This is a genomic window from Pseudomaricurvus sp. HS19, from assembly GCF_009857815.1.
Lineage (GTDB): Bacteria > Pseudomonadota > Gammaproteobacteria > Pseudomonadales > Cellvibrionaceae > Pseudomaricurvus.
The window spans coordinates 151105-176868 of the sequence record NZ_WVVW01000001.1 but is presented as its reverse complement, the minus strand read 5'-3'; the positions used below and the strand labels follow the sequence as shown (position 1 = coordinate 176868).

Below are 25764 nucleotides of genomic sequence, written 5' to 3'. Positions count from 1 at the left end.
ACAGCAGGACAACAACCCATGGGCAGAGCCTACCAGAACCGCAAAGACTCCATGGCCAAGACGGCCGATCAGAAAACCAAGGTCTACAGCAAATACGGCCGTGAGATCTACGTGTGCGCCAAAAAAGGCGGTGCCGACCCGGACGGCAACCTCACCCTGCGCAGCCTGATGGACCGAGCCAAAAAGGACCAGGTACCCAGCCACGTGATCGAGAAGGCGCTGGAGAAGGCCAAGGGTGGCGGCGGAGAGGACTTCGATGTGGCCCGCTACGAGGGCTTTGGCCCGGGCAACTGCATGGTGATTGTGGAGTGTCTCACCGACAACCCCAACCGCACTTTCGGTGATGTTCGTATCTGCTTCAACAAGACCAAGAGCAAGCTGGGCTCCCAGGGCTCTGTCAGCCACATGTTCGATCACTCCGCCATTCTGGTATTCAAGGGCGACGACGAGGAAGCGGTACTGGAAGCGCTGATGGAAGGCGATGTGGATGTCACCGACATCGAGTGCGAAGACGGTATGGTGACCGTATTTGCCCCCCAGTCAGAGTTCTTCAAAGCCAAACAGGCCCTGCAGAACGCCATTGAAGGGATTGACTTCGAAGTGGAAGAGATCCAGTTCGTACCCCAGACCACCACCCCCATCCCTGCCGAAGAGATGGAAATGTTCGAGAAGCTGCTGGACATGCTCAACGACGTGGACGACGTACAGCGGGTGTTTCATAACGCTGAAGTTTAAAACTTCAGGAATCAGTTTTCAGGACGCTGCGCTACAGGTAACAGGTAACCCCGTTTCCCGTAGCGAAGCGTCCTGTAGCGAAGCGTCCTGATCTATTCGTATCGCAACACCTCAGCCGGGGCCACCCGGCTGGCCCGCCAGGCGGGATAGAGAGTGGCCACCAGGCTCATGCCCATGGAGACCACGGCCACCAGGATAAAGTCCTGCAATTGCATGGCCGACGGCAGGTAATCCACCGGGTAGATCTCGGCGTTGAGAAACTGGATGCCCAATAGCTGCTCCAGCCAACCCACCAGCTGTTGCACCGACAGCGAACCCACCACCCCCAGCACCAGCCCGGCCAGTGTGCCGACGGCACCGATCACCATGCCCTGTACCATAAACACTGCCATGATCTCGCGGCGGCCAGCCCCCAGGGTTTTGAGGATGGCAATATCCCCCTGCTTGTCCACCACCACCATCACCAGTGTCGACACCACGTTAAAGGCGGCAATGGCAACGATCAGGAACAACAGCAATCCCACCAGGTTCTTGGACATGTGCACGGCGTGATAGAGGTTGCCGTGGGAGCGGGTCCAGTCGGTGCCATAGAAGCCGTAAGGCATGGGTCGTACCAGGCGGTAAATGGTATCCGGGGCACTGAAGAGATCGGTAGTGCGGATGCGTACCCCGCTCACCCTGCCGGGAAACTCCGACAACTCTGACGCTGTCTGCAGCGAGGTCAGTGCCAGGGCGTAATCCAGCTCGGTTCCGGTGTTGATAACGCCGATCAGCTGCAGCGCGCGAAAGTGTGGCAGTTTGCTGCCGTCGCGGCTGTCAGGCGCCAGTACCGTAATGCGATCCCCAGGCTGCACCTTGAGTGCCTGCGCCAGTCCGCGCCCCAGCAAAATCACCGGCTGCCCGCTATCGCCCTGCAACTGCTGTAATAAATTCCCATCCACAAAACGCTCAATCACGGACACGCTGTTTTCGGTCTCTGCATCAATACCGTAGAGGATGGCAGGCTTGACCCGCTTGCCCACCGACAGCATGGATTGAACTTCCACAAACGGTGCAGCCGCCACCACCTCACTGTCCGCCAGCAGCTGCTGACGCAGCGCCTGCCAATTCTCAACACCGTGGCGCTGATAAACAGAGCCGTGGGGCAGGATACCGAGAATACGCTGCTGCAACTCCCGGTCGAAACCGTTCATCACCGAGAGCACAATCAACAACAGCCCTACCCCCAGCGTCAGCCCGAGAATGGAGAGCCCGGAGATAAACGACACCAGCTGCTTGCGCTGCCGGCGCGCCCCGGCGTAGCGCAGCCCGATAAAGACGGTGAAGGGTTTAAGAGCCATCAGCCCTGCTGCTCCAGTAACAGACCATCCTGCAGCAACAGCGTCCGGTCCATCGCCTCGGCCAGCTGTTCATCGTGGGTCACAATCACAAAGCTGGTGGCCAACTTTTCGCTCAGTTCACGCAACAGGTCCTGAATGGCATGGGCAGTGTGGCGATCCAGGTTACCGGTAGGCTCATCCATCAGCACACAGGCTGGCTGGTTCACCAGCGCCCGGGCGATGGCTACCCGCTGGCGTTCACCGCCGGAGAGTTCGGAGGGCTTGTGGGCCCGGCGCGGCGCCAACCCCACCTGTTCCAGCCAGTGGGCCGCTTTTTCTTTAGCCAGTTTCTTGCTCACCCCGGCAATCATCTGTGGCAAGGCCACATTTTCCAGTGCGGTGAACTCACCCAGCAGGTGATGAAACTGATACACAAAACCGAGGTGCTGATTGCGCAGCTGTCCACGCAGGTTGTCGTCTACGGCGGAGAATTTGTGCCCCAACAGGGTCACCTCCCCCTCTGTAGGCACATCCAGCCCTCCCATCAGGTTGAGCAAGGTGGACTTGCCCGAACCCGAACTGCCCACAATGGCCAGTCGTTCACCGCGCTTTAACGTCAACTCGACACCGCGCAGTACGGTAACCGGTGCAGGCCCCTGATCGTAGGTTTTGACCAGGCCGCGACAGGAGAGGGAGATGTCACCCGGGGATTGTGTTGTTTCTGTCATAGGGATGGCTATTTCCAGGCAGTGAATTCAATTCTGGTGGCTGCGCACAACTCAGTCATAACGCAAGGCTTCGGCGGGCTCGATACGGGAGGCCCGGTACGCCGGATAGAGGGTGGAGAGCAGGCTCAACAACAGCCCGACACTCACCACCACGGCGACATCGCCCGGCAGCAGTTTGGATGGCAGGCGGCTGATAAAGTAGACCCGCGGATCGAACACCTGCAGCCCCACCAGGGCCTCCAGCGCCGACACCACCGGTCCGATATAGATCGCCAACAGCGAACCAAGCAACGCCCCGAGGGCAACCCCCAGCCAGCCAGTGGCGGCCCCCTGGACCATAAAGATCCCCATCACCTGGCCCCGGGTCATGCCCAGGGTGCGCAGCACCGCAATGTCGGAGCGCTTGTCCGCCACCATCAGTACCAGGCTGGAAATAATATTAAAGGCGGCCACCGCGATGATGATCATCAGCAGTACGGTGACCACGGTCTTCTCCATCTTCACCGCCGCAAACAGGGTGGTCTGGGTTGCGGTCCAGTCACGCACTGTCAGTGACTCGTCCGCCAACTGCTGTTGCAGCGCAGACGCCACCACCAGGGAAGCAAACTGGTCAGCGGTTTTCACCTCGATACCGGTAACCTTGTCCCCCAGGCGCAACAGTTTCTGCGCATCGTTGATGTGCAGCAGGATCAGGCTCTGGTCCACCTGCGCTCCCACTTCGAACACACCCACCACCGTAAAGCGTTTTACCCGCGGGTAGATGCCCATGGGGGTCACATTGAGCTGCGGTAGCGTAACCGTCACCTTATCCCCCGGCACCACACCGAGGAAACGGGCCAGCAAACGCCCGATCACTATGCCGTAAGTGCCGGCCTGCAACTCCGCCACATCACCCAGCACCATGTGGTCAGCGATGCCTGAAAGCTGCTCCAGGTCCTGTGGCCGCACACCACGCAGTTGCACACCCTGCATACCACGCTCATAGCTGACCATGGCGTCGCCGCTGACATAAGGTGCGGCAGCGATAACGCCTGGTTGCCGCCCTGCTTGCTGCTGCAGCGATTGCCAATCACTGACACCGTCATCAGCGAACACTTCAATATGGGGAATCACCTGTAACAGGCGCTGCTTGATTTCGCGGTCGAAGCCATTCATTACCGACATCACCACAATCAACGCCAGGGTACCCAGCGTCATCCCCAACAGGGAGAATCCACTGACAAAAGAGATAAACTGATTGCGACGCTTGGCGCGGGTGTAACGCAGTCCAATAAAGGCGGGGAGTAACATAGTTTTATAGTGACGCCGGAAACCGAAAGCCGGAGGCTACCATAAGCCCGCCCTCAGGTCTCGGCCACGAAAGAGACCGCAAAAAGATTCGCCACGGTGGTCACATTCAGGACACCGGCGTGGCAGGAGCCTAGGCCTGGCGCAGGGAGTTGCCTTTTCAACCGGATTGGCAGACCATTACCGGTACTTTTTCTAAGCCTTTTCCTGCAGGTTGCCCGCTTCGCGCCGGCACCCGATCCCGTGAGAGAGAGGCCCGAAGCCCGGGCAGGAACAGGCCACCAATGCCGACAACAGGAGTCGTTCATGCGTTTCGTCAGGGATCGCCACACCCGCCCTTCACTCTTGCCAGCTGCCGCCTGCGCCCTCGTGCTGAGCCTGTTTTCCATCACCCCGCTGCAGGCCGAAGAGGTGGCGGTACCGGTTGGGCAACAAGCCACAGGTGTGGAAAAGCCCACCATGGGTATGAGCATGGAGATGGTGGAAACACGCTTCGGGGAGCCGGGGAATCGCTCCGATGCGGTTGGCAATCCCCCCATTACCCGCTGGGACTACGCCGGCTTCAGTGTCTACTTTGAGTACAAGACCGTCATCCACGCCGTCGCACACAAGACCCCGCCCGCCGCACAACCGGCTAATTAAGCCCAGCCATTTCTCCCGCCCCGGGATTAAGCCCGGGCGCGGATTAACCAGCACTGATGAATGCGCGGATTGCGGGCAAAATCCGGATCCAGGGTTTTCGCCGTAATGTTTTCCACCGCAAAAGCCGACAGCGCTTCCTCGTCCAGTTTGAAACTGCGCAGGTTATTGGAAAACACCAGTGTGCCGCCGGGCTGCAGCAACTCCATGCAGCGGTTGATCATGTCCACGTGGTCGCGCTGGATATCCAGCACCCCTTCCATGCGCTTGGAGTTGGAGAAACTGGGCGGATCCAGCATGATCAGGTCGAACCCCTGACGGCACTCCTGTAACCACTCCAGACAGTTACCCTGCACCAGCTTGTGCTTTTCCAGCGACAGGTTGTTGGCGAGAAAGTTTTTCTCCGCCCACTTCAGGTAGGTCTTCGACATATCCACACTGACCGACTCCCGGGCCCCGCCCATGGCAGCGTGCAGGGTGGCAGTGGCGGTGTAACAGAACAGGTTGAGAAAGCGTTTACCGCGAGCCATCTCGCTGATCATCCGACGCACGGGACGGTGATCGAGGAACAGTCCGGTATCCAGGTACTCCCACAGGTTAACCAGCACCGTGACCGGCCCTTCCTGCACAGGAATCAATGGATAGGCGCGTTCACTCTGGCGCTCGTACTGCTGCGCCCCGCGATTGCGGCGCCGCTGCTTGAAACTGATATTGTCCGGCGACACACCCAGTGCTTCCGGCACCGCCGCGCGGATTTCCGCAAAGCGGGCGGCGGCCTTGTCCTCATCGATGGACTTGGGAGCAGCATACTCCTGCACATGCACGTAGTCGCCATAGATATCGATGGCAGCGGAGTACTCCGGCATATCGGCATCGTAGAGGCGGTAACACTGGATCTGCTCGCGCTTGATCCACTTGCCCAGCTGCTTCTGGTTCTTGCGCAGCCGGTTTACCAGCATCAGCGCCCCTTCTGTCAGTTGCGCCTGCGGCTCGCCACCCTCTTCCTGCAGCTGCACCGGTGGCGCATTCACATACTGCTCTGGCGTGACGTCGATCAGCAGCAGCTCACTGGGCAGCGCACCGTTGTACAGTTTGTAGCGTTTGTTGGCCCGCAGGCCCAGGCTCTTGCCCAGGGACGGATTGCTGGTAAAAACCCCCAGTTTCCAGCCCTCAAACTGTTCGCGGCATTTGTCCCCCAGCAGGCGGTAAAGCCCCTGTAACTGCTCCTGCTCTCCCAGCCGCTCGCCATAGGGCGGGTTGGTGAGGATCAGCCCCGTCTTCAACTCCGTGTGCGTGGGCTTGACCCACTGCTCCAGCGGTTTGTGGGTCAGTCGCACCACATCTTCCAATCCTGCCATACCCACATTGGACGCCGCCGCTGACAGTACCTTGCGATCCTCGTCGTAGCCGCGGATCTCGCCAATGGGCCGCTTCAAACCTTCACGGTAGCGACTGAGGGCTTCAGCCCGCAGCTCACGCCACAGGTCAGCGTCAAAGCCGGGCCAGCGCTCGAAGGCAAACTCGGGACGATTGATACCCGGCGCCATGTCCAGTGCCATCATTGCCCCTTCCACCAGAATGGTGGCAGAGCCGCACATGGGATCAATCAGGCTGGCACCCTCTGCTGCCATCTGCGGCCAGCCAGCCCGCAGCAGCAAGGCCGCTGCGAGATTCTCTTTCAGTGGCGCCGCCCCCTGACGGGTGCGGTAACCGCGCCGGTGCAGGCTTTCGCCACACAGGTCGAGGCTGATGGTGACAGAGCCTTTGCTGAGGCGGGCCTGAATACGCAGGTCCGGGTTGGTCTTCGCCACCCCCGGGCGCTGGCGGTGGGTCTCGCGCATCTGGTCCACCACCGCGTCCTTGATGCGCACGGCGCCGAACTGGGTGTTGCGAATCGAGTCGCTGGTTCCGATGAAATCCACCAGCAGGGTGCCCTCGGGGCGCAGGTGCTCGCTCCAGTCAATGGAGCGTGCCGCCTCATAGAGGTCATCGGCGGATTTGACCGTAAATTTGCCCAATGGCAGGTAGATTTTATTGGCCAGGCGACTCCAGAGACAGGCCCTCCAGGCGCTCTTCAGGGTCGCGGTAAAATAGACACCTGCTACGGTTTCGCGGGGCTCGGAGCCCCCCAAATCGGTCAATTCCTGAACCAGAAGTGCTTCCAGACCCTTGGGACACGTGGCAAAAAACTGCTGCTCTGTCATGATTCTGTCATCTTGAGTGGTGGAAAAAGCCTTTTAACTTCATAGCGTTAGCAGGAGTTTCCGAGAAAACTTCAAACTGATATGTCTACTTTCACTAAGCAGGCTTATCAGTATAAGAAATAAATTGTTCACAAGCCCTGTGGCGTTTTGCTTCACTGGATTTTCGTCACCGGCTCAGACTGGTGGCGACATCCCACCCATTCGCTGCCGATGTATGAACGACGGATCAGTCAAGGGATCGGTAGCGTGTCGCAAACTGCACGAAAGAGGTACATCGCCTGATGAAAACCCAGAAACGCAGCAATTCCGAACGAGCTTTTTCCAAAGGTTATCAAGCTGGTATTGACGGACGCTCCCGCAGTCTATGCCCCCACGATACCGGCGAAGCCAGGCAAACCTGGTTAAGTGGCTGGCGCGAAGGACGCGAAGACCACTGGGGCGGCATCAACAAAGCCGCACTGGCTCAGAAAATGAGCACACTCTGACGCTACATCTTCCTCATGAGCCAGGCCCGACAATACGTCGGGCCATTATGCCAAACACCCGTCACCACACTTCCAACACCAACCAACAGGGTAAATCACCCGTCGCATTGACTTCACTACAGCCAGGTCAACTCCCTGCGCGAAATCACCTGCCGTGCAGCCGGCACCGGCAACTGTGATTTACCGGATACCCGCAATCGCGTCCGCGCACTCCTTGATCAAGGCGGGTCCGCGATAGATAAAGCCACTGTAGACCTGCACCAGGCTGGCACCGGCCTCAATCTTCTCTGCAGCATCTTCGCCGTCGAGAATCCCGCCCACGCCGATAATGGGCAGTTTGCCCTGCAGCGCGGCGTCCAGCATACGGATCACTGCGGTGGACTTGTCCCTCACCGGGGTGCCACTCAGGCCACCCGCTTCGGCGGCGTAGCGACTGCCCTCAACCCCCTCACGGGAGATGGTGGTATTGGTGGCGATCACACCGTCCAGCTCGCTCTGCAACAGCACCTCTGCCACCTGTTCCACAGCCACCTGGTCCATATCCGGGGCGATCTTCACCGCCACCGGCACATAGCGACCCTGGGCCTGTTGCAGGGCCAGCTGCTGTTCCTTGACCGCACCCAGCAGCGATTTGAGGCTGTCGCCAAACTGCAGGTCACGCAGGCCCGGTGTATTGGGCGAGGAGATATTCACCGTGATGTAATCGGCGTACTCGTAGACAGCCTGCATACAGAGGCAGTAGTCATCAGCTGCCTTCTCTACCGGAGTATCGAAATTCTTGCCGATATTGACACCCAGCACGCCGTCAAACCGGCGATGCTTCAGGCGCTCCACCATGTGGGCGACACCTTTGTTGTTGAAGCCCATGCGGTTAATGATCCCTTCGTGCTCCGGCAGGCGGAACAGGCGCGGTTTGGGATTACCCGGCTGTGGCCGTGGAGTGATGGTGCCGATCTCCACAAAACCGAAACCCAATTGACCCAGCGCGTTAAAGTAATCGCCGTTTTTATCCAGGCCTGCAGCCATACCCACCGGATTGGGGAACACCAGCCCCATCACCTCCACCGGGCGGTTGGGAATAGCCGGCAGGAAAGGCTTGATCAGCCCCAGCCGTTCTCCGGCACCAAGCATATCCAGCGCCAGTTCGTGAGAGGTCTCGGCATCGAGGCAAAAGAGGGCTTTGCGGGCCAGTTGATACATGGAAACACCACCGGGATCAGGGGAAGGGAACGGCCGCAAGGATACTGAAATCACAGCGCTAAAGCGAGACAGCCAGGCTGCTCACCCGGGGTCACCGGGACGCCACAACCGAATCGCTATAACTGATTGTAGTAACGCTGATCAGATTTTATACTCGGATCGACCAACGACCCGGCTCACACCGCAAGGATGAACCCGGTCACCGGTCAGCTTGAGAAGTCACCAGCCGGACAGCTGCCGACCGGTGACAGAAACACGCGGTGACATTGCGGTGGCGAGGAATACGCCCTTACTGTGGGGGCTTCCGCCTTCGTAGTGGCCAAATCTGTTGCTGGGCAACCCTGACACTCTCTCTATGGCACTCTCTCCAAGGCACAAGGCCTCGTGCCCGACTGAAAACCCTGAGGATCACCCCGGTGAGCTACGACGATATCGACAAGGACAACCCCTACAAAATCCTGCTGGAATCCACCAAGGCCATCCCCTGGCAGATCAATTGGGAGACCAAGCAGTTTGAGTACATTGGTCCACAGATCGAAAAGCTGCTGGGCTGGCCCCGGGAGAGCTGGGCCACCGCCCAGGACTGGATTGACCGTATCCATCCGGACGAGCGCGCCGATACCGCCAATCTCTGCATCACCCAGTCCGAACACGGTATTGACCACGAGGCCGACTACCGCGCCCTGACCGCCGACGGCGGCTACGTGTGGGTGCGGGACGTGGTGCATGTGCTGCGGGAAAACGGCAAAACCAAAGCCCTGGTGGGCTTTATCTTTGATATTTCCGAACGTAAGAAGATGGAGGACGTGCTGCGCAACCTCAACCAGCAGCTGGAATCCCTCTCCTTCCACGACGCCCTCACCAGCATCGCCAACCGCCGCCAGTACGACAAGGCCATGGACGCCGAATGGCACCGTGCCCTGCGCAACCAGACGCCGGTGTCACTGGTCATTATGGATGTGGATCACTTCAAGCAGTTTAACGATCACTACGGCCACGTTGCCGGTGATCGCTGCCTGCGGCAGGTGGCCGAGGCACTCAACGGCGTCTCCAAACGCTCTTCCGACCTGCTGGCCCGTTACGGTGGTGAGGAGTTTGTGCTGATGCTGCCCAACACCGATCGCGATGCCGCCCTGGCACTGGCGCAGAAGTGCTGTCAGCTGGTGAAAGAGCTGCGCGTTCCCCACGCCGCTTCCGCCACCGCGGACGTGATTACCATCAGCGCCGGTCTGGCCACCATGATTCCCAACGACCACACCGACGCCGACAGCCTCTTCAGTGCCGCCGATAAAATGCTCTACCTGGCCAAGCAGAATGGCCGCAACCGGGTGGAGTACGCCGGCCCCCGCCGCCAGCACGACAACCAGGGCCAGTCCGGCGCCTGATCCCTGCGCTCACGGGCGGCTGTTGCTTAAGTTAAGTTACTCAGCCGCCCAGCAGGCAGAGGTCACTGTCATCGTCCAGCGAGACACAGTGCTGACTGGCCTGCGCCAGGTCCAGTAACTCCCGCAGCGCCACCGCAAACATGGCGTAGTCGGAGCCCGCCGCACCCTGCAGCTCATTCACCATGCTGCGCCAGCGTCCCACCAGCAGCTGGTGCTGATCCATCCAGCGCTGCACGGTTGCCATAATGTCCATCTCCGGGCCACCAAGACGAATGATGGCGATGGCGAGCGCCCGCATCTGCGACTCCAGATCATCCATAAAAGCTTCCCTGGCCATCGCCTGCCAGTAGTTCTCCACTTTCACCTCTGACACCTGCAGCGCAAACCACGCCAGTCCCAGGGCGTCGCTCATGGCGAAATAGACCCGCGCCACCAGCTCCGGCTCCACCCCGGCGGTGCGGGCGGCATCCACCATGTAAAGCGACGAGTAGATGGTGACCGGCAGCGAAGCCCGCGACGCAATAGGCTCCGGAATATTCTGCGCCATCAGCTCGTCCATGTTGCGCTGCCACTCGTCCCTGGGTACACCGCAAATAATCTGTGGCAGCTTTTCATTCAGGTCGCGCACGGCTTCTGCAAAGGAGTCCACCTCCACCTGTGGCGAGAGATGACCGCGTCGGTTGCGCAAAAACCAGCGTGTGGTGCGGCGCATACGACGCATACTGCGGGACATGATCAGGTTCTGGGTACCGGACTCCACCTGATAATCAAGCGCCTCCACACTGGCAAAAAACTCGGGCATGTTGGAGATATCCCGGGCGGTGACATAGGCCTTGGCCACCTCGACCATGTTGGCGCCGGTGGACTCCCTCAGCCGCTGGGCAAAGGTGATACCCATGTGGTTGATCATGTCGTTGGCCAGCTGGGTGGCGACAATCTCCTTGCGCAGCCGGTGGTTGTAGAGCTGCTCGCGGAAACGCTCCTGTAACTGTGCGGGAAACGCGCTCTCTACCGCCCGCACCATATAGGGATCGTTCACCAGGGCGTCAGTGGCCAATGCTTCCTTGAGCTGTACCTTGGCGTAGGAGATCAGCACCGACAGCTCCGGGCGGGTGAGGGATTTGCCCTGCTGCTGGCGCTCCAGGATCTCCTCGTCTTCCGGCAGATACTCCAGTTGCCGGTTCAGGTGGCCACTGTCCACCATGGTGCTGATAAAGCGGCGGTATTCGTTCACGCGGGTGGCCGCCTGATATTCCGCCAGCGAGATGGCCTGGGTCTGTTTGTAGTTGTTACTCAGCACCAACCCGGCAACACTGTCGGTCATCTCCACCAACAGCTGGTTGCGCTGCTTGGCGGTCAGGTCGCCGTTGCTGACCACCCCATCCAGCAGGATCTTGATATTTACCTCGTGGTCGGAACAATCCACACCGGCGGCGTTGTCGATAAAGTCGGTGTTACAGGCACCGCCATTGAGACAAAACTCGATACGACCACGCTGGGTCATGCCCAGGTTGCCGCCCTCGCCAAACACCCGGCAGCGCAATTCCCGTCCGTCCACCCTGAGGCTATCGTTGGCCTTGTCGCCGACATCGGCGTGATTCTCCTGGCTGCCTTTGACATAGGTGCCAATGCCGCCATTCCAGATCAGGTCCACCGGCGCCTGCAACAGCGCGTGGATCAGCTCGGTGGGCGTGAGCTTGTCGGCCGCGATATCGAATCGCGCTTTCATCTCCGGCGTCAGAGTGATCGACTTGGCAGCGCGGGAGAATACGCCACCACCGGCAGAGATCAGGCTTTGGTCATAATCGTTCCAGTTGGTACCCGATGTCTGGAACAGGCGCATACGCTCAGTAAAACTGCGGGCGCTGTCGGGGTTGGGGTCGACAAAGATGTGCAGGTGGTTAAATGCGGCGGTCAGGCAGATGTGCTCCGACATCAACATGCCGTTGCCGAACACATCGCCGGCCATATCGCCGATACCCACCACGGTGAAATCCTGTTGCTGTACATCCAGCCCCAGCTCCTTGAAGTGGCGCCGCACCGAGACCCAGGCACCGCGGGCGGTGATGCCCATACCCTTGTGGTCATAACCCTGGCTGCCACCGGAGGCAAAGGCGTCACCCAGCCAGTGGTGATACTCGGCGGAGATGGTGTTGGCGATATCGGAAAAGGTAGCGGTACCCTTGTCTGCCGCCACCACCAGGTAGGGGTCATCGCCATCCACGCGCACCACGTTTTCCGGCGCCCTGACCTGGCCGTCGATGATGTTGTCGGTAATATCCAGCAGCCCGCGAATAAAGATCTGGTAGCAGGCGATGCCCTCTTTCAGCCAGGCCTCCCGGTCCGTGGCGGCGGGCAACTGCTTGGCCACAAAGCCACCCTTGGCGCCGCTGGGCACGATCACGGCATTTTTTACCTGCTGCGCCTTCACCAGACCCAGCACCTCGGTACGGTAATCCTGCAGGCGGTCAGACCAGCGCAGGCCGCCCCGGGCCACCGGGCCGCCACGCAGGTGCACCCCCTCCATGCGCGGCGAGTAGACAAAGATTTCGTACATGGGGCGGGGCTCGGGGATATTGGGAATATCCCGCGGGCTGAACTTGATGGAGATGTAATCCTTCGACTCGCCCCCCGCAGTCACCTGAAAAAAGTTGGTGCGCAGCGTGCCACTGATCAGCTCCAGGTAGCGACGGATAATACGATCCTCATTGAGGTTATCCACCCGATCCAGACCTTCAATCACCTTTTGTTTCAGGCGCTCAATACGCTCACTGTCCTTGCCGCTGCCCTTGTGCACCCTTGGATCGAACATCGACTTGAACAAGGCCACCAGGTTGCGGGTGATATCCAGGTGATTGGCCAGGGTGTGGGCTACGTAGGAGTGACCGAAGTTGAACAGTGTCTGCTTCATGTAGGCGGCGTAGGCCCGCAGCACCGACACCTCGCGCCAGTCCAGTCGCGCACCCAGCACCAGCCTATTGAAGGGATCGCTGACCGTACGGCGGTTCCAGATGGCGGCGAACGCCTCCTGAAAATTACTGCGCACCGAGTGCACATCCACCTCAACGTTAAGATCAAAACGCAGGTCGAAATCCTGTATCCAGACGCAGTGGCCTTCGCTCAGCTGCAGGCGATAAGGGTGTTCACCAATCACCCGCAACCCCAGGTTCTCCAACACAGGAATAGCATCGGACAACTCCAGCAACGCGTCCAGGTGAAATACCTTGAAGCGCATGCTCTGGCGTCCCGCCCCTACCGCCTGATAAAAGCTCATGGCCAGATCGGTGGTCTCCTGCAGGGTGACAATGGTGTCGATATCCTGCACCGCGGCGCGGGCTTCAAAGCTGGCTTTGTAGCTGACCGGAAAGGCTTCACAGAAGCGATCGTAGAGGCGCGCGCCCCGCTCTTCACCGTGATACTCGCAGAGGCTGTCGTAGAGGCGGTCATCCCAGGAGCGGGTAATATCCACAATCTGCCGCTCCAGCCGTGGCACATCAATAAGATGTGACTCACCTGGGTTCACCCGGAACACCAGGTGCGCCCGCGCCAGTACCGATTCCGAAAAGTAGGTGTTGAATTCGTGCTCACAGGCGTTGATCGCACTGCCGATCAGGTTCTGGATATGCACGCGGATCTGGGTACTGAAATCATCCCGCGGCACATACACCAGCGCACTGACAAACTTGCCGTAGGGATCGCGCCGCATAAACAGGCGCACCAGTGGCCGCTCCTTGATACCGGCCACCCCCATGACCGTGGCGAACAACTCTTCGTCACTGCTCTGGAACAGTTCATCGCGGGGGAAGGTTTCCAGGATCTGCTTCAGCGCCTTGCCGTCGTGGGACACAGGGTTGAGCCCGGAGCGCTCCAGCACACCCGCCACCTTTTGCCGCAACATGGGAATCTGTGACGGTGACAGCGTATACACCGGCGAGGTATAGAGACCCATAAAGCGGGATTCGCCACAGACACGGCCCTCATCATCAAAGCGTTTCACCACTACGTAATCTGAATAGGCGTGGCGGTGTACCCGCGATCGCACAGCGGATTTGGTGAAGGAGACCAGCTGCTCACCACTGTGGAAACGCGCCATGCCCTCATTAAACCCGGATACAGGTACCTCGGGCGCCACCGAGCCATGCTGACGGAACAGCCCCAGTCGCCGGCCCGGTTCTTCACGCAGGTAGCGGGCATCGCCCTCACCACAAAAACTGTACTCGGCATAACCGAGGAAGGTGAAACAGCCATCGGCCATCCACTTCAGCAAGGCATCCACCTCTTTGGCACACGCCAGCAAACTGTCATCGGTAATCTGTTGCAGGTTACCCCGGCACTCCGCGACCCGCTGCAACTGGTGCTGGTAATCTGAGACCACCAACTCCACATCCGTCAGCACCGAACGCAGGGACTCCGCCAGCTCATGCATGGCAGATTCATCGGTGTGCAGGTTAATCTCCAGGTAGATCAGCGCTTCATGCTGGTACTGGCGTTTTTTGCTGTTGGCGGGCTTGCTGCCGACGGGTGCCAGCTCCAGCAACTGCCCCTGCTCATCCCGACAGACGGTAAGCTGGGTGCTGGCAATCTCGTGAATGGTGATATTGCGGCGACTCACCTCCATACGCACGGAGTCCACCAGGAACGGCATATCCCGCTGCAGCACCGCCACCACCGTGTGCGGGCAGAGCCATCCATCCTCGTCGAGGCTGGGGTTAAACACCTGCACCCGCGCCGCGCCGCCAGCCTCCAGTTGCTGAATAAAGTTCCAGCAGCCAAACACCCTGCCAAATATGTCACTGATAGCGCGCCCGTCCAGCTCCTCCAGGCTCGTCCGCAGGTAACAGTAGTGCGCCAGGTGCTTGAGGCTGTCGCTGTCCACCGCCGGCCTGCGCTGGTCTATAAAGTCGCCCAGCTGCTGAAAAAACGTCTCTCTGCTGTCAGCCGTCACCATGCTGATATTCACATTCCCTTCCTCTTGCTGCGCCAACCACTGGCCGCCAAATTCAGCATAGCCTATCAAACCTGTATCAACGTGCGTGTGACAGGGACCGGAAACGGATTTGGATAGGGATACTTACAGGAACTTGCGTGCCACATACCGGTCTATTGCCGGGTCCACTTGCCAAGCCTTGTGCAGGCGGTAGAATTTCCCGTTTTTTACCAGGCCGACTTTTACCCTGGCAACAACAGAGAAATGAGTTCTCGCATGAATAATCAAAGCGCGCTGGCCGAATTACAACGCTGGCTGGAATCCCAGATCGTGGGCCAGACCCAACTGGTTGAACGCCTGTTAATTGCCCTGCTGGCCGACGGCCACCTGCTGGTGGAGGGCGCGCCGGGACTGGCCAAGACCAAGGCTATCAAAACCCTCGCCGACGGCATTGAAGGGAATTTCCACCGCATCCAGTTCACCCCCGACCTGCTGCCCTCGGACGTCACCGGAACCGATATCTACCGCCCGGAGACCGCCAGCTTCGATTTCCAGCAGGGTCCGATCTTCCACAACCTGGTGCTGGCGGACGAGATCAACCGCGCTCCCGCCAAGGTGCAGTCAGCACTGCTGGAGGCCATGGCGGAGCGTCAGGTGAGTGTGGGGCGCCACACCTACCCGCTGCCGGAACTGTTCCTGGTGATGGCCACCCAGAACCCCATCGAGCAGGAGGGAACCTACCCGTTGCCGGAGGCCCAGCTGGACCGCTTCCTGATGCACGTTACAGTCGCCTACCCCGATGCCGCCGCCGAACGCGAGATCCTGCGCCTGGCCCGCAACGAAGCAGCCCACAAACCCGTCGAGCCACCTGTGCCGATCACCCAGCAGCTGCTGTTTGCCATGCGCGAAGAGATCCTGGCGCTGCACATGGCCGACAGCGTCGAGGAGTACATCGTCAACCTCACCCTCGCCACCCGCTGGCCGGGGGACTACAGCGAGGAGCTGGCGCGCTGGATCGAGTTCGGTGTCAGTCCCCGGGGCACCATTGCCCTGGATCGCTGCGCCCGCGCCCACGCCTGGCTGCGGGGGCAGGATTTTGTCAGCCCCGGCGACGTGCAGGCCATCCTGCCGGACGTCTTCCGCCACCGCCTGCTGCTGAGTTTTGAAGCCGAAGCCGCCGGTGTTGATCGCGACGCGGTGATCGCCGAGTTGATTCGCCAGGTGCCTGTGGCCTGATGAGTTCGGCAGCGCAATACGACAGCTACTTCCAGCCGGTTGAGGGCGCCTATACGCAGCTCGACCAGTTGCTGGCGCTGCGTTTTGCCGCCCGTGAACTGCAGCTCACTCCCCGCCGCCGCAGTCAGTCCACCCAGGCCGGTTCGGCCCGCACCCGTTTCCGCGGTCGCGGCATGGAGTTCGAGGAGGTGCGCCTGTACCAGGCCGGTGACGATATCCGCAGCATCGACTGGCGCGTTACCGCCCGCACCCAGGTCGCCCACACCAAGCTCTATCGCGAAGAACGCGAGCGCCCGGTGATGCTGATGCTGGATCAGGGCAGCAGCATGTTTTTTGGCAGTCGCCACTGCTTCAAATCGGTACTGGCCGCGCACACCGCGGTATTACTGGGGTGGGCAGCACTGGCCCAGAACGATCGCGTCGGCGGCCTCATTTTCAACGATCGCAGCGAGCGCGACATTCGTCCCAAGCGCAGCCGCCACACCCTGCTGACGCTGCTGCAGGTAATCCAGCAGTTCAACAGCGAATTGCAGTCACCGCTGAGCCAGCCCGATGCCGTACCCCTGCAGCAACGACTGGCAGATTTGCGCCGCATCAGCAAGCCCGGCAGCGCGGTGATGATCATCAGCGATCTGCAGGGGTGGAATGACGCCTGCACGGAACAGCTGCACCAGCTGGGACGGCACGCCGATGTCTCGCTGTTGTGGGTCACCGATCCGCTGGAGCAGCAACTGCCGCAAGCGATGACCCTGACGGTCACCAATGGCATGGAGCGTCGTGCGCTCAACACCGCCGATGCCAACCTTGCCGGCCAGTTCCACCAGGATTTCCTGCAGCGCCAGAGCCGCCTGCAACAGGCGGCCAGCGAAGCCGGCGCCTGGCTCCTGCCCCTCACCACCGCGCAGAGTCCGCTCGCGCAACTGCTGCCACTGTTCGGTAAACGCCCATGTCGTCGCTGACCAGTCCAGGGAGCAACCCGCCTGCCGCTCTCCCCGTTGATCCGCTGGCGTCGTTGCGGGATATCCACCTGCCCGACCCGGTCTCGGCCGCACCCGCCTGGGGCTGGTGGTTGCTGGCTGCACTGCTGGCACTGGCTACCATTGCCGCGGTGCTGTGGTGGTGGCAATGGCGCCGTCGCAACGCCTATCGCCGCCGGGCCCTGCAACTGTTGCAGGAGTACAGCACCACCGGCGCGGATGCACAGCAATTGCAGGCCATCAATCAACTGCTGAAACGCACCGCACTGCACGCCTGTCCGCAGCAGCCGGTGGCGCAACTGCACGGCCAGGCCTGGAGCGAATTCCTGCAACAGACCCTGGGCCATAACGCCTGCGACGGCAGCGACTGCTTTGGCGACAACCTCTACCGCGCCGCCGGGGCTGAAGATATGTCCCGCGCCCGGCAGTTTGCCGCCCACTGGATCCGCCACCACCGCGCGCCCGCTGCTGTTCCCGTCAGTGGAGGCCGCCATGCTTGACCTGCAGTGGCCATGGTTGTTGCTGTGCCTGCCCCTGCCCTGGCTGGTGTATCGCTTTGCCCCGGCCGCCCGTCAGCAGGAGGCCGCCCTGCAGGTGCCTTTCTACGCGCGCCTGCCGGGCGCCGAAACCGAGCGGGGCGTTGTGCGCCCCCGGCACTGGTGGCGACTGTTGTTACTGGCCCTGAGCTGGAGCTGTTTGCTGCTGGCGGCCGCCCGCCCCACCTGGGTAGGGGAGCCGGTCTCCCTGCCCGCCAGTGGTCGTGACCTGCTGCTGGCGGTGGATATCTCCGGCAGTATGGAGACCCGCGACATGCTCTGGGACAGCACCTACTATCCCCGTATTGACGCGGTAAAAGTGGTGGTTAATGACTTCGTCAAACGCCGTGAAAGTGACCGCCTGGGGCTGATACTGTTTGGCACCCGCGCCTATGTGCAGGCACCACTGACCTTCGACCGCAACACCGTGCAACAACTGCTGAGCGAAGCCCAACTGGGCTTTGCCGGTGAGAAGACCGCCATCGGCGATGCCATTGGTATGGCAGTGAAACAACTGCGCGAACGACCACAGGAGAGCCGCGTGCTCATCCTGCTGACCGATGGCGCCAACACCGCCGGTCAGGTGCAACCCATGCAGGCCGCCGATATTGCCGCCAAGGCCGGAGTCAAAATCTACACCATTGGTATCGGCGCCGACGAGATGCTCACCAGCGGCTTCTTCGGCTTTGGCCAGCGACGGGTCAACCCCTCCGCAGACCTGGATGAAGCCACCCTGCAATCCATTGCAGAGCAAACCGGTGGAGCTTACTTCCGCGCCCGCTCACCCCAGGACCTGCAACAGATCTATCTGCAACTGGACCAGCTGGAACCGGTGGAACAGGACGCCGAGACCTTCCGCCCTACCCAGTCGCTGTTTCACTGGCCGCTGGCTACCGCGCTGTTCTGCCTCGCGCTGCTGCTACTGCCGCGGCTCCTTGCTCCCCTGACCCGGGCACCAGTGACGGAGGCGGGCAATGGCTGACTGGAGCACGCTGCTGAACCAGTTCCACTGGTTGCGCCCACTGTGGCTGCTGCTGATTCCGGTGGCAGTGCTGCTGACCCTGTGGCTGTTGCGCCACCCGCAACACGGCAGCCACTGGAAAAAGATCATCGACCCCGCCCTGCTGCCCTACCTGCTGCAACAGGGCGCTGGCGCCCGGCAGCGCTGGCCGGTTGTACTGCTGGGCCTGGCACTGGTGCTCACCTCGCTGGCACTGGCGGGACCGGCCTGGGAGAAACTGCCGCAGCCAATCCACAAGCGCGAGGACGCCACCGTAATCCTGCTGGACCTGTCGCCCTCCATGGAGGCCCAGGACCTGCAACCGTCGCGCCTGGTGCGGGCTCGCCTGAAACTGACCGACCTGCTCAAGCAACGTCGCGAAGGGGTCACCGCCCTGGTGGTCTACGCCGGTGAAGCCCACACCGTCACACCACTGACGGACGACACCGCCACCATTATCAACCTGCTGCCGGCACTGTCACCGGACGTCATGCCGCTGCGTGGCAGCAACACCGAGATGGCGGTGGAGCGGGGCCTGCAACTGCTGCTCGATGCCGGCCACACCGAGGGTGAACTGCTGCTGGTCACCGATGGTGTGGCCACAGACGCACTGGATTCGGTTCGCAGACTGCTGCCCTCCTCCGTGCGCCTCTCTATCCTGGGTGTCGGCACCACTGAAGGCGCCCCGATTCCGCTGGCCAACGGTGGCTTTGCCAAAAATCATCTCGGTAATATGGTGCTGGCAAAACTCAACAGTACGGACCTGGCAGAGCTGGCAGTGAGCAGCGGCGGACGCTTTACACCACTCACCCCTGACGACCGGGACCTGCAACTGCTGAGCCGTAAACCGACACCGCTGCAGAGCGAGACCCGCCAGCTGCAGCGGGAATTCGACACCTGGCTCGATCGCGGCCCCTGGCTGCTGCTGCCACTGCTGCCGCTGATGCTGCTGGCCTTCCGCCGCGGCTGGCTGCTGGCGCTGTTTCCGCTGATGCTGTTCCCCGGAGAACCGGCCCAGGCAGGCGTCTGGCAAGACCTGTGGCAGACACCGGACCAACAGGCCAGCGAACTGCTGCAAGCCGGTGACAATGCTGCCGCCGCAGAAAAGTTTGAGCGCCCCGACTGGAAAGCCACTGCCCAGTACCGCGCCGGTAACTACGCCGAAGCCGCGAAATTGCTGGAACAGGATCACAGCGCCGGGGGCCACTACAACCGCGGCAACGCACTGGCCAAAAGCGGCGACCTGCCTGGCGCCCTGGAAGCGTACGACCAGGCCCTGCAGCTGAATCCCGCGCTGGAAGACGCAGCCGCCAATCGCCAGCAGGTGGAAGCCTTACTGCAACAACAGCAACAGCAGCAGCAACAAAATCAGAACTCCCAGGGGCAGCAAAACGACCCGCAGCAAAATCAGCAGCAGAGCGGTGATTCTTCACAGAACCAGCAGGGACAGGAATCACAGGACGGGCAGCAACAATCATCCCAACAGTCCTCATCCGGGCAATCCTCATCCGGGGAGCAGGGAGACTCCCGGCAACAAGGCGAGGCCGGTGACGAGCAGCAGCGCCAGGCCAATTCACCTGGCGACGCCGAAGAAAAAAGTGACGGCCGCAAACCCGAATCACAAGCGCAGGAGGCCGGCCAGCAAACCGAAGACAATGGTGAGCAGCAGAACGCCAGTCAGGCCGCTGGCCAGCCACAGGACAAACAAAACACCGGCGATGAATCACCACAGCAAGGTGTTGAAGGCATGGCCAGCGAGGACGACGGCCTCAGCGACGAAGAGCGCCAGACCATGGAACAGATGCTGCGCCGCATCCCCGACGATCCCAGCGGCCTGTTGCGCAACAAATTTGAATATCAATACCGGCAGCGACGCCAGGCCTATCAACAGGGCACCTGGGAGCCACCGGAAAACAATGCCGCCCAGCGCTGGTAATTGCATTGGCGAATCCATATGACAACGTTTAACCAGACACAAACATCAGCCATCACGACGCTCTTCCCGTCCCGGTGCCGGACACTCTGCCACTGGATACTGGGTTGCTGCCTGCTGCTGGCCAGCCTCGGCGCCGCTGCCGGCAGTTTGCAGGCGACCGTGGATCGCAACAGCATCAGCCCGGAAGAGACCTTCCGCCTCACCCTGCGCTACGACAGCCAGGTGATGATGGACGCTCCCGAATTCAGTCAGCTGCAACAGGACTTCGACATACTCAACACCCAGCGCAGCAACCAGTTTCGCAGCATCAATGGCCAGAATGAATCCTGGACCCAATGGGTGCTGACGCTGGCACCCCGACACGAAGGCACCCTGCTGATTCCATCCTTTGAGCTCAAGGGCGCGTTCAGTGAGGCCATTGAAATCAAGGTTCAGCCGGGCTCCGGCAAAACACCCTCCTCGTCACAGGAGGTGTTTATGCAGACCGAACTGCAACCGGAAACGGCCTACGTGCAGCAGCAGGTGCTCTACACCATTCGCCTTTTCACCCGTGTCCCGCTCACCGGCCTCAACCGCAGCGAGCTGAAAATCGACAACGTACAACTGAAACAGGTAGAAGAGACCCAATACCGCAAAACCGTAGGTGGCGTGGATTACGGTGTGGTGGAAATTGTCTATGCCCTCTTCCCGCAGCAGAGCGGCTCCATCAACATTCCCGCCACCCTGTGGGAGGTGACCGCGCCCGACCACAGCAACCGTACCTATGACCCGTTTGGCCGCAGCAGCGGCAAGCGCCTGCGCCTGCGCACCTCCCCCTCCACCCTGGAGGTAAAGCCAAAACCGGACAGTTACAACGGTTACGTCTGGCTGCCGGCGGACGCCCTGCAGTTGAGTGAGGAGTGGAGTGGTAACCCGGAACGTATGAAAGCGGGCGAACCCATCACCCGCCGTCTTGTCCTGCAGGGCACTGGCGTTCTCGCCGCACAGCTGCCGCCCCTGCAACCCGGAGACGTTGACGGCCTGCGCTACTACCCCGACCAACCCCAGAGCGAAGAGTCGCTCGGTACCAGCGGGGTCTCTACCCGTAAGGTCGAGAGCTACGCCATTGTCGCCAGCAAGCCCGGCCGCTACACCCTGCCGCCAGTGGTGCTGAGCTGGTGGGACAATGGCAGCGGCCGGCAGCGGCAGCTGACCTTGCCCGCCCGCGAGATCGAGGTAGGTGCCGCCAGTGCCGCGCGCCTGCCTGCCACCGCCACCCCGGAGGCAGTAACGGCCCTGCCGGCCGAGGAACACTCCTCTGCTGACAGCAACCTGCCGGAGGCCGGGCGCCCCTCTGCGCACAACCGCAGCTGGTTCTACAGCACCCTGGCGCTGGCGTTTCTGTGCCTGGTTCTGGGGATGCAGTGGCTGCGTGCACGACGCCAGCTGCGCGCTTTGCAGCCGCAGAAAACATCCCCCTACGATCAGCTTAGCCGCAGCGACGCCGATGCCTTCAAGGCGCTGCGCATTGCCAGCGGCAAGGATGACCTGCAGGCACTGCGACAGGCCCTGCAACAGTGGGCGCAAATCTGGTGGCGGGAGCAGCAGCAACAGCGACCGGTAGCCCAACGACAGGCCATGGCGGCCCTGCCGGGCCTGTGCCTGCAATCCCCGCCGCTGGCGCAGTCACTGCAGCAACTGGATGCCGCCCTCTATGGCGGCCATGGGTCAGCAGATTTCGATGGCAAGCAATTGATGGAAGCGGTTATTGCCCTGCGTCAGGGCAACAGCGGGACACCGGCAGATGAGCCCCTGCCGCCACTCTATCGTTCACACTGACAGATCGTCTGCACACGGCTCCCTGTCAACGATCGGGGGAGCAGCCGACCATTCACTCAATCGCCGGAACGGCCTGGCGTGGCCAACAGCTCACGACACTCCGGGCCTTTACCCCGCAAGCGCGGGCTCCGGCCCGGCCGCCGGACCGGCCACTGATTGGGATAGAGTTCCGCACGCTTGCGCCAGAAGTAGAGGTGGCGCCGGGCGCTGAACCAGAGTTTTACCGGATGATAGAGCAGCGATTCCCGGAACCCCGGGGCTGCGGCGGCGGTCTCCCGTTTGCTGACGCTGGAAGACCCCGCCAACTCATAGGCCGTATGGGGCTCCACCAGCCAGGTATCCAGGTCAAAGAGAAAGAAGTGATCCAGCACATGATCAATGGCTTCATAAATATGGCTGGCGTGGGCGAGGAATTTTTCCATACCCCGGCGGCTGAGCATATAGGCCTGGGTACCCAGCGTTCCCCGCTCGGGGCGTACCAGATCCACACCGGCCGACAGGGTTTTGACCAGCTTGCGGCGCCGTAGCTTGAGAGCCATAAAACGCACGATATCCAGCTGCTCGGGCAGCAACTCTGCCAGCACCGCGGCGAACCCGGGCTCAATCACCACATCGTCCTCCAGCAGGCAGACAAATTCATACCCCTGGTCGTACGCCTCCCTGACGGCGCGCAAGTGTGACAGGTAACAGCCCAGCTCGGTGGCGGTCAAATGGCTGCGACGACGCAACATCGCCATGCGCTGATCCAGCCGCTCACCCGTTTGCAGCGGCGGAAACCCCTGGCGGCCGTCTACCGCGTCGAAGAGCGTGGCATTAATTCCCTGTTGCCGCAGGCTCGACAGGAGCTTACAGGTATTGTCAGCCCGGGGATTGAGGGTGATAACCCGACAGGCCAGGGAAGGGTATGAATCAGGCTGGTGCAAAGGGCGGCTCCCGGTCTCCTGAGACAGGAGACAATCTCAAACAAGAAACCCGTTATGGTGACTACCCAAGCTTAAGAGACCCTTAAAAAAACGCAAACCCAACACCCCGGCCCACAGGGCCTGCGCCTCACTCCCCTGCCAGCTGGCCCCCGCCCGGGCTTTCCAGCAGTGCCTCGCAGGCCCGGCCTTTGCCGCGCAAACGGGGGCTCTTGCCCGGCAATTCCCGGGGCCACTGGTTGGGATACAGCTCGGCGCGCTTGCGCCAGAAATAGAGGTGCCGGCGGCCACTGAACCACATCTTCAGCGGGTGGTAGAGCAGGCTTTCCAGCAGGTTGGGACGGCGACCGGCATCGGCCGCACGCTTGCTGATAGTGGAAGCCGAGTGACGCTCATAGACCAGGTGAGGCTCTACAGCGTAGGTCTCCAGGTCAAAAAGAAAGAAATGATCGAGCACATGGTCAATCGCTCGATGGATATCGGAGGCGTGGGCCAAAAACTTCTCCATCCCGGCGCGACTCAGCAGGTAGGCCTGGGTCCCCAGGGTGCCCCGCTCCGGGCGGGTCAGGCTGAAGCCGGGCAGTACCTCTCCCACCACCTTGCGGCGCCGCAGCTTAAGCGCCATCAGTCGTACAATGTCCCGCGGCTCGCGGGTCAGCTCCCTCACCACACGCCCAAAGTCCGGCTCTATCACCACATCATCCTCCAGCAGGCAGACAAACTGGTGCCCGGCCTCGTAGGAGTGACGCACAGCGCGCAAATGTGACAAATAACAGCCCACCTCGGTGGCCGTCATATAGCGGCGATTGCGCAGCATGGACATGCGCTGGTTAAGGTATTCGCCTGGCTGCAGCTGCGGGTAACCCTGACGGCCATCAACGGCGGTAAACACCCCCGCCTCCACGCCCTGCTGCTGCAGCGAGCGCAGGATCTCCTGCGTCGCAGGTGCCTCAGGGTTCAGGGTGATAATGTGACAGGCAAAATTCTGTTGTTCTTGTGCTGCGCGCAATTCCAACTCCCCCTCCCTCGCAGGCGACGCTGGCGCCAAGCCGGGAAGTACGCTCAAATATTATCGGTATTGTGGCGGCAAAAGAGAAACCACCAGACGCAACAAAGCACAAACCAGGCCAGTTGCCATCGGCTGCGGGTAGTTCAGGTCAGCGGTAAACAGGGAGAGCCGGCAACCCCCGAACGGGAGTTGCCAGGTGATAATTGCCAGAGGCTATAACTGCCAGAGGTCAAACCTGCGGGAAGCGCAGGATCAGATCACTCCCAGCTCTTTCAGTTGGGCGATGGCAGCCGCGTCCATCCCGGCACCGGTAAGCACCTCGTCGGAGTGAGCGCCGATCTCCGGACACGGCTTGATGTCAGGGGTGTAGCCGCTCAGTTTGGGCGCTGGCGCCGGCTGCGGCACACCGTTGATCTCAAGGAAGGTACCGCGGGCCTTGTTGTGTGGGTGTTCGGCAGCCTCGGCGAAGCTCAGCACCGGACCAAAGCAGACATCGGTACCCTCAAGCTCCTCGCACCACTGCTCACGGGTTTTGCCGGCAAACAGCTCGGTGAGGATACGACGCCCCTCCGGCCAGCTGGCAGCGTCCCACTGGTCAGCAAAGGCGGGATTGTCAGCCAGCCCCAGCTTGTCCAGGAACAGCTTGTAGAAGCCCGGCTCCAGCGGACAGACGGTGATGTAATTGCCATCGGCACACTGATAGGTGTCGTTCCAGGGAGCCGCACCATCGGCCCAGCCAGTCTGCAGCTTGTCATCGCGGATCTGGCCGGTGTTACGCATCAGCATCAGCAGGCTGGAGATATAGGCAGAACCGTCGGTAATGGCGGCGTCCACCACCTGCCCCTTGCCGTTGCGCTGGGCATCCAGCACCGCACAGATGACACCCCAGGCCAGCACCATGGTGCCGCCACCCAGGTCACCCACCAGGGTCAGCGGTGCCGTGGGGGGATGGTTCTCGCGACCACCGTAGTAAAGCGCGCCGGAGACACCGATATAGTTGGGATCGTGGCCAGCGGCATGGGCCAGTGGACCGGTCTGGCCCCAGCCGGTCATGCGGCCGTAAACCAGTTTCGGGTTGCGGGCGTGACACACCTCAGGCCCCAGGCCAAGGCGTTCCATAACGCCGGGACGGAAGCCTTCCAGCAGTACGTCGGCGCTGTCGATCAGCTTCAGTACCGCTTCGATACCTTCAGCACTCTTCAGGTTGACCGCCAGGGACTTCTTGCCACGGTTAAAAAAGGATTGGTTGGGGTCATCGCCGGTACCCAGGTTGGCAGCGTTGGCATTGGCCACCTTGCGGTCGATCAGAATCACCTCTGCCCCCATGTCCGCCAGCATCATGCCGGCACAGGGTGCAGGCCCGATGCCTGCCATCTCCACGACTTTGATACCCGCCAGTGGTCCTTTGCTCATATCACCCTCC

The 25764-nt window shown here is 61.1% G+C and carries 19 protein-coding genes; 10 read left to right on the top strand and 9 right to left on the bottom strand.

All coding sequences use genetic code 11. The features are described 5' to 3' along the window. The first annotated feature begins 18 nt into the window (after positions 1-18). Positions 19-735, top strand: a complete 717-nt coding sequence (locus tag GSF27_RS00695; protein WP_160964705.1) for a YebC/PmpR family DNA-binding transcriptional regulator — start codon at positions 19-21, stop codon at positions 733-735. A gap of 92 nt (positions 736-827) precedes the next feature. On the opposite strand, the gene GSF27_RS00690 is transcribed toward GSF27_RS00695, so the two are convergent. Genes GSF27_RS00690 through GSF27_RS00680 form a run of 3 tightly spaced genes read right to left on the bottom strand, consistent with a single transcriptional unit; the run spans position 828 to position 4072 of the window. Next, complete coding sequence (locus tag GSF27_RS00690) at positions 828-2075, bottom strand: lipoprotein-releasing ABC transporter permease subunit (RefSeq protein WP_160964703.1); 1248 nt, start codon at positions 2073-2075, stop codon at positions 828-830. Next, the gene (locus GSF27_RS00685) at positions 2075-2782 is read right to left on the bottom strand and encodes an ABC transporter ATP-binding protein (RefSeq protein ID WP_160964701.1); all 708 of its coding nucleotides are present in this window, start codon (positions 2780-2782) and stop codon (positions 2075-2077) included. Before GSF27_RS00685 ends, GSF27_RS00690 begins: the two co-directional genes overlap by 1 nt. Before the next feature lie 51 nt (positions 2783-2833). After that, positions 2834-4072, bottom strand: a complete 1239-nt coding sequence (locus GSF27_RS00680; protein WP_160964699.1) for a lipoprotein-releasing ABC transporter permease subunit — start codon at positions 4070-4072, stop codon at positions 2834-2836. Positions 4073-4375: 303 nt separating this feature from the next. Here GSF27_RS00680 and GSF27_RS00675 point away from each other — a divergent pair, with 303 nt between their 5' ends. Beyond that, positions 4376-4711 (top strand): hypothetical protein, encoded by a 336-nt coding sequence (locus GSF27_RS00675; protein WP_160964697.1) that lies wholly within the window; start codon positions 4376-4378, stop codon positions 4709-4711. 26 nt (positions 4712-4737) lie between these two features. Here GSF27_RS00675 and rlmKL read toward each other — a convergent pair whose 3' ends face one another. Further along, positions 4738-6912 (bottom strand): bifunctional 23S rRNA (guanine(2069)-N(7))-methyltransferase RlmK/23S rRNA (guanine(2445)-N(2))-methyltransferase RlmL, encoded by a 2175-nt coding sequence (gene rlmKL / locus GSF27_RS00670; RefSeq protein WP_160964695.1) that lies wholly within the window; start codon positions 6910-6912, stop codon positions 4738-4740. Positions 6913-7193: 281 nt separating this feature from the next. On the opposite strand from rlmKL, the gene rmf reads away from it, so the two are divergent. Continuing rightward, positions 7194-7397, top strand: a complete 204-nt coding sequence (gene rmf / locus GSF27_RS00665) for a ribosome modulation factor (protein ID WP_160964693.1) — start codon at positions 7194-7196, stop codon at positions 7395-7397. A gap of 180 nt (positions 7398-7577) precedes the next feature. Here the strand turns inward: rmf and GSF27_RS00660 are convergent, their stop codons facing one another. Next, positions 7578-8597, bottom strand: coding sequence for a quinone-dependent dihydroorotate dehydrogenase (locus GSF27_RS00660; RefSeq protein WP_160964691.1), 1020 nt, complete (start codon positions 8595-8597; stop codon positions 7578-7580). A gap of 416 nt (positions 8598-9013) precedes the next feature. Between GSF27_RS00660 and GSF27_RS00655 the strand changes: the two genes are divergently transcribed. Further along, on the top strand, positions 9014-9982 hold the full coding sequence (locus GSF27_RS00655; RefSeq protein WP_370462543.1) for a diguanylate cyclase domain-containing protein: 969 nt from the start codon (positions 9014-9016) through the stop codon (positions 9980-9982). Positions 9983-10022: 40 nt separating this feature from the next. On the opposite strand, the gene GSF27_RS00650 is transcribed toward GSF27_RS00655, so the two are convergent. Next, on the bottom strand, positions 10023-14942 hold the full coding sequence (locus tag GSF27_RS00650) for an NAD-glutamate dehydrogenase (RefSeq protein WP_370462542.1): 4920 nt from the start codon (positions 14940-14942) through the stop codon (positions 10023-10025). Positions 14943-15185: 243 nt separating this feature from the next. Between GSF27_RS00650 and GSF27_RS00645 the strand changes: the two genes are divergently transcribed. From GSF27_RS00645 to GSF27_RS00620, 6 genes are read left to right on the top strand one after another with little or no spacing between them, the layout of a single operon-like run. Then, positions 15186-16145 (top strand): MoxR family ATPase, encoded by a 960-nt coding sequence (locus GSF27_RS00645; protein ID WP_160964689.1) that lies wholly within the window; start codon positions 15186-15188, stop codon positions 16143-16145. Next, a complete protein-coding gene (locus GSF27_RS00640) occupies positions 16145-17104 on the top strand; it encodes a DUF58 domain-containing protein (RefSeq protein ID WP_160964687.1) in 960 nt (319 codons plus the stop codon). The genes GSF27_RS00645 and GSF27_RS00640 overlap by 1 nt, the downstream gene beginning before the upstream one ends. Beyond that, a complete protein-coding gene (locus GSF27_RS00635; protein WP_160964685.1) occupies positions 17092-17622 on the top strand; it encodes a DUF4381 domain-containing protein in 531 nt (176 codons plus the stop codon). The genes GSF27_RS00640 and GSF27_RS00635 overlap by 13 nt, the downstream gene beginning before the upstream one ends. Further along, entirely contained in the window at positions 17615-18640 is a 1026-nt protein-coding gene (locus tag GSF27_RS00630; protein WP_160964683.1) for a VWA domain-containing protein, read from the top strand. The genes GSF27_RS00635 and GSF27_RS00630 overlap by 8 nt, the downstream gene beginning before the upstream one ends. Further along, a complete protein-coding gene (locus GSF27_RS00625; protein ID WP_160964681.1) occupies positions 18633-20594 on the top strand; it encodes a VWA domain-containing protein in 1962 nt (653 codons plus the stop codon). Before GSF27_RS00630 ends, GSF27_RS00625 begins: the two co-directional genes overlap by 8 nt. Before the next feature lie 18 nt (positions 20595-20612). Further along, positions 20613-22412 carry a BatD family protein gene (locus GSF27_RS00620; RefSeq protein ID WP_160964679.1) on the top strand — a complete coding sequence of 600 codons (1800 nt, stop codon included), beginning with the start codon at positions 20613-20615 and terminating at the stop codon, positions 22410-22412. 56 nt (positions 22413-22468) lie between these two features. On the opposite strand, the gene GSF27_RS00615 is transcribed toward GSF27_RS00620, so the two are convergent. The 3 genes from GSF27_RS00615 to GSF27_RS00605 form a co-directional block, all read right to left on the bottom strand. Continuing rightward, complete coding sequence (locus GSF27_RS00615) at positions 22469-23335, bottom strand: glycosyltransferase family 25 protein (RefSeq protein WP_160964677.1); 867 nt, start codon at positions 23333-23335, stop codon at positions 22469-22471. A 127-nt stretch (positions 23336-23462) separates the two neighbouring features. Continuing rightward, positions 23463-24341 (bottom strand): glycosyltransferase family 25 protein, encoded by an 879-nt coding sequence (locus tag GSF27_RS00610; RefSeq protein WP_160964675.1) that lies wholly within the window; start codon positions 24339-24341, stop codon positions 23463-23465. 252 nt (positions 24342-24593) lie between these two features. Continuing rightward, the gene (locus GSF27_RS00605) at positions 24594-25754 is read right to left on the bottom strand and encodes a CaiB/BaiF CoA-transferase family protein (protein WP_160964673.1); all 1161 of its coding nucleotides are present in this window, start codon (positions 25752-25754) and stop codon (positions 24594-24596) included. Between the last annotated feature and the right edge of the window lie 10 nt (positions 25755-25764).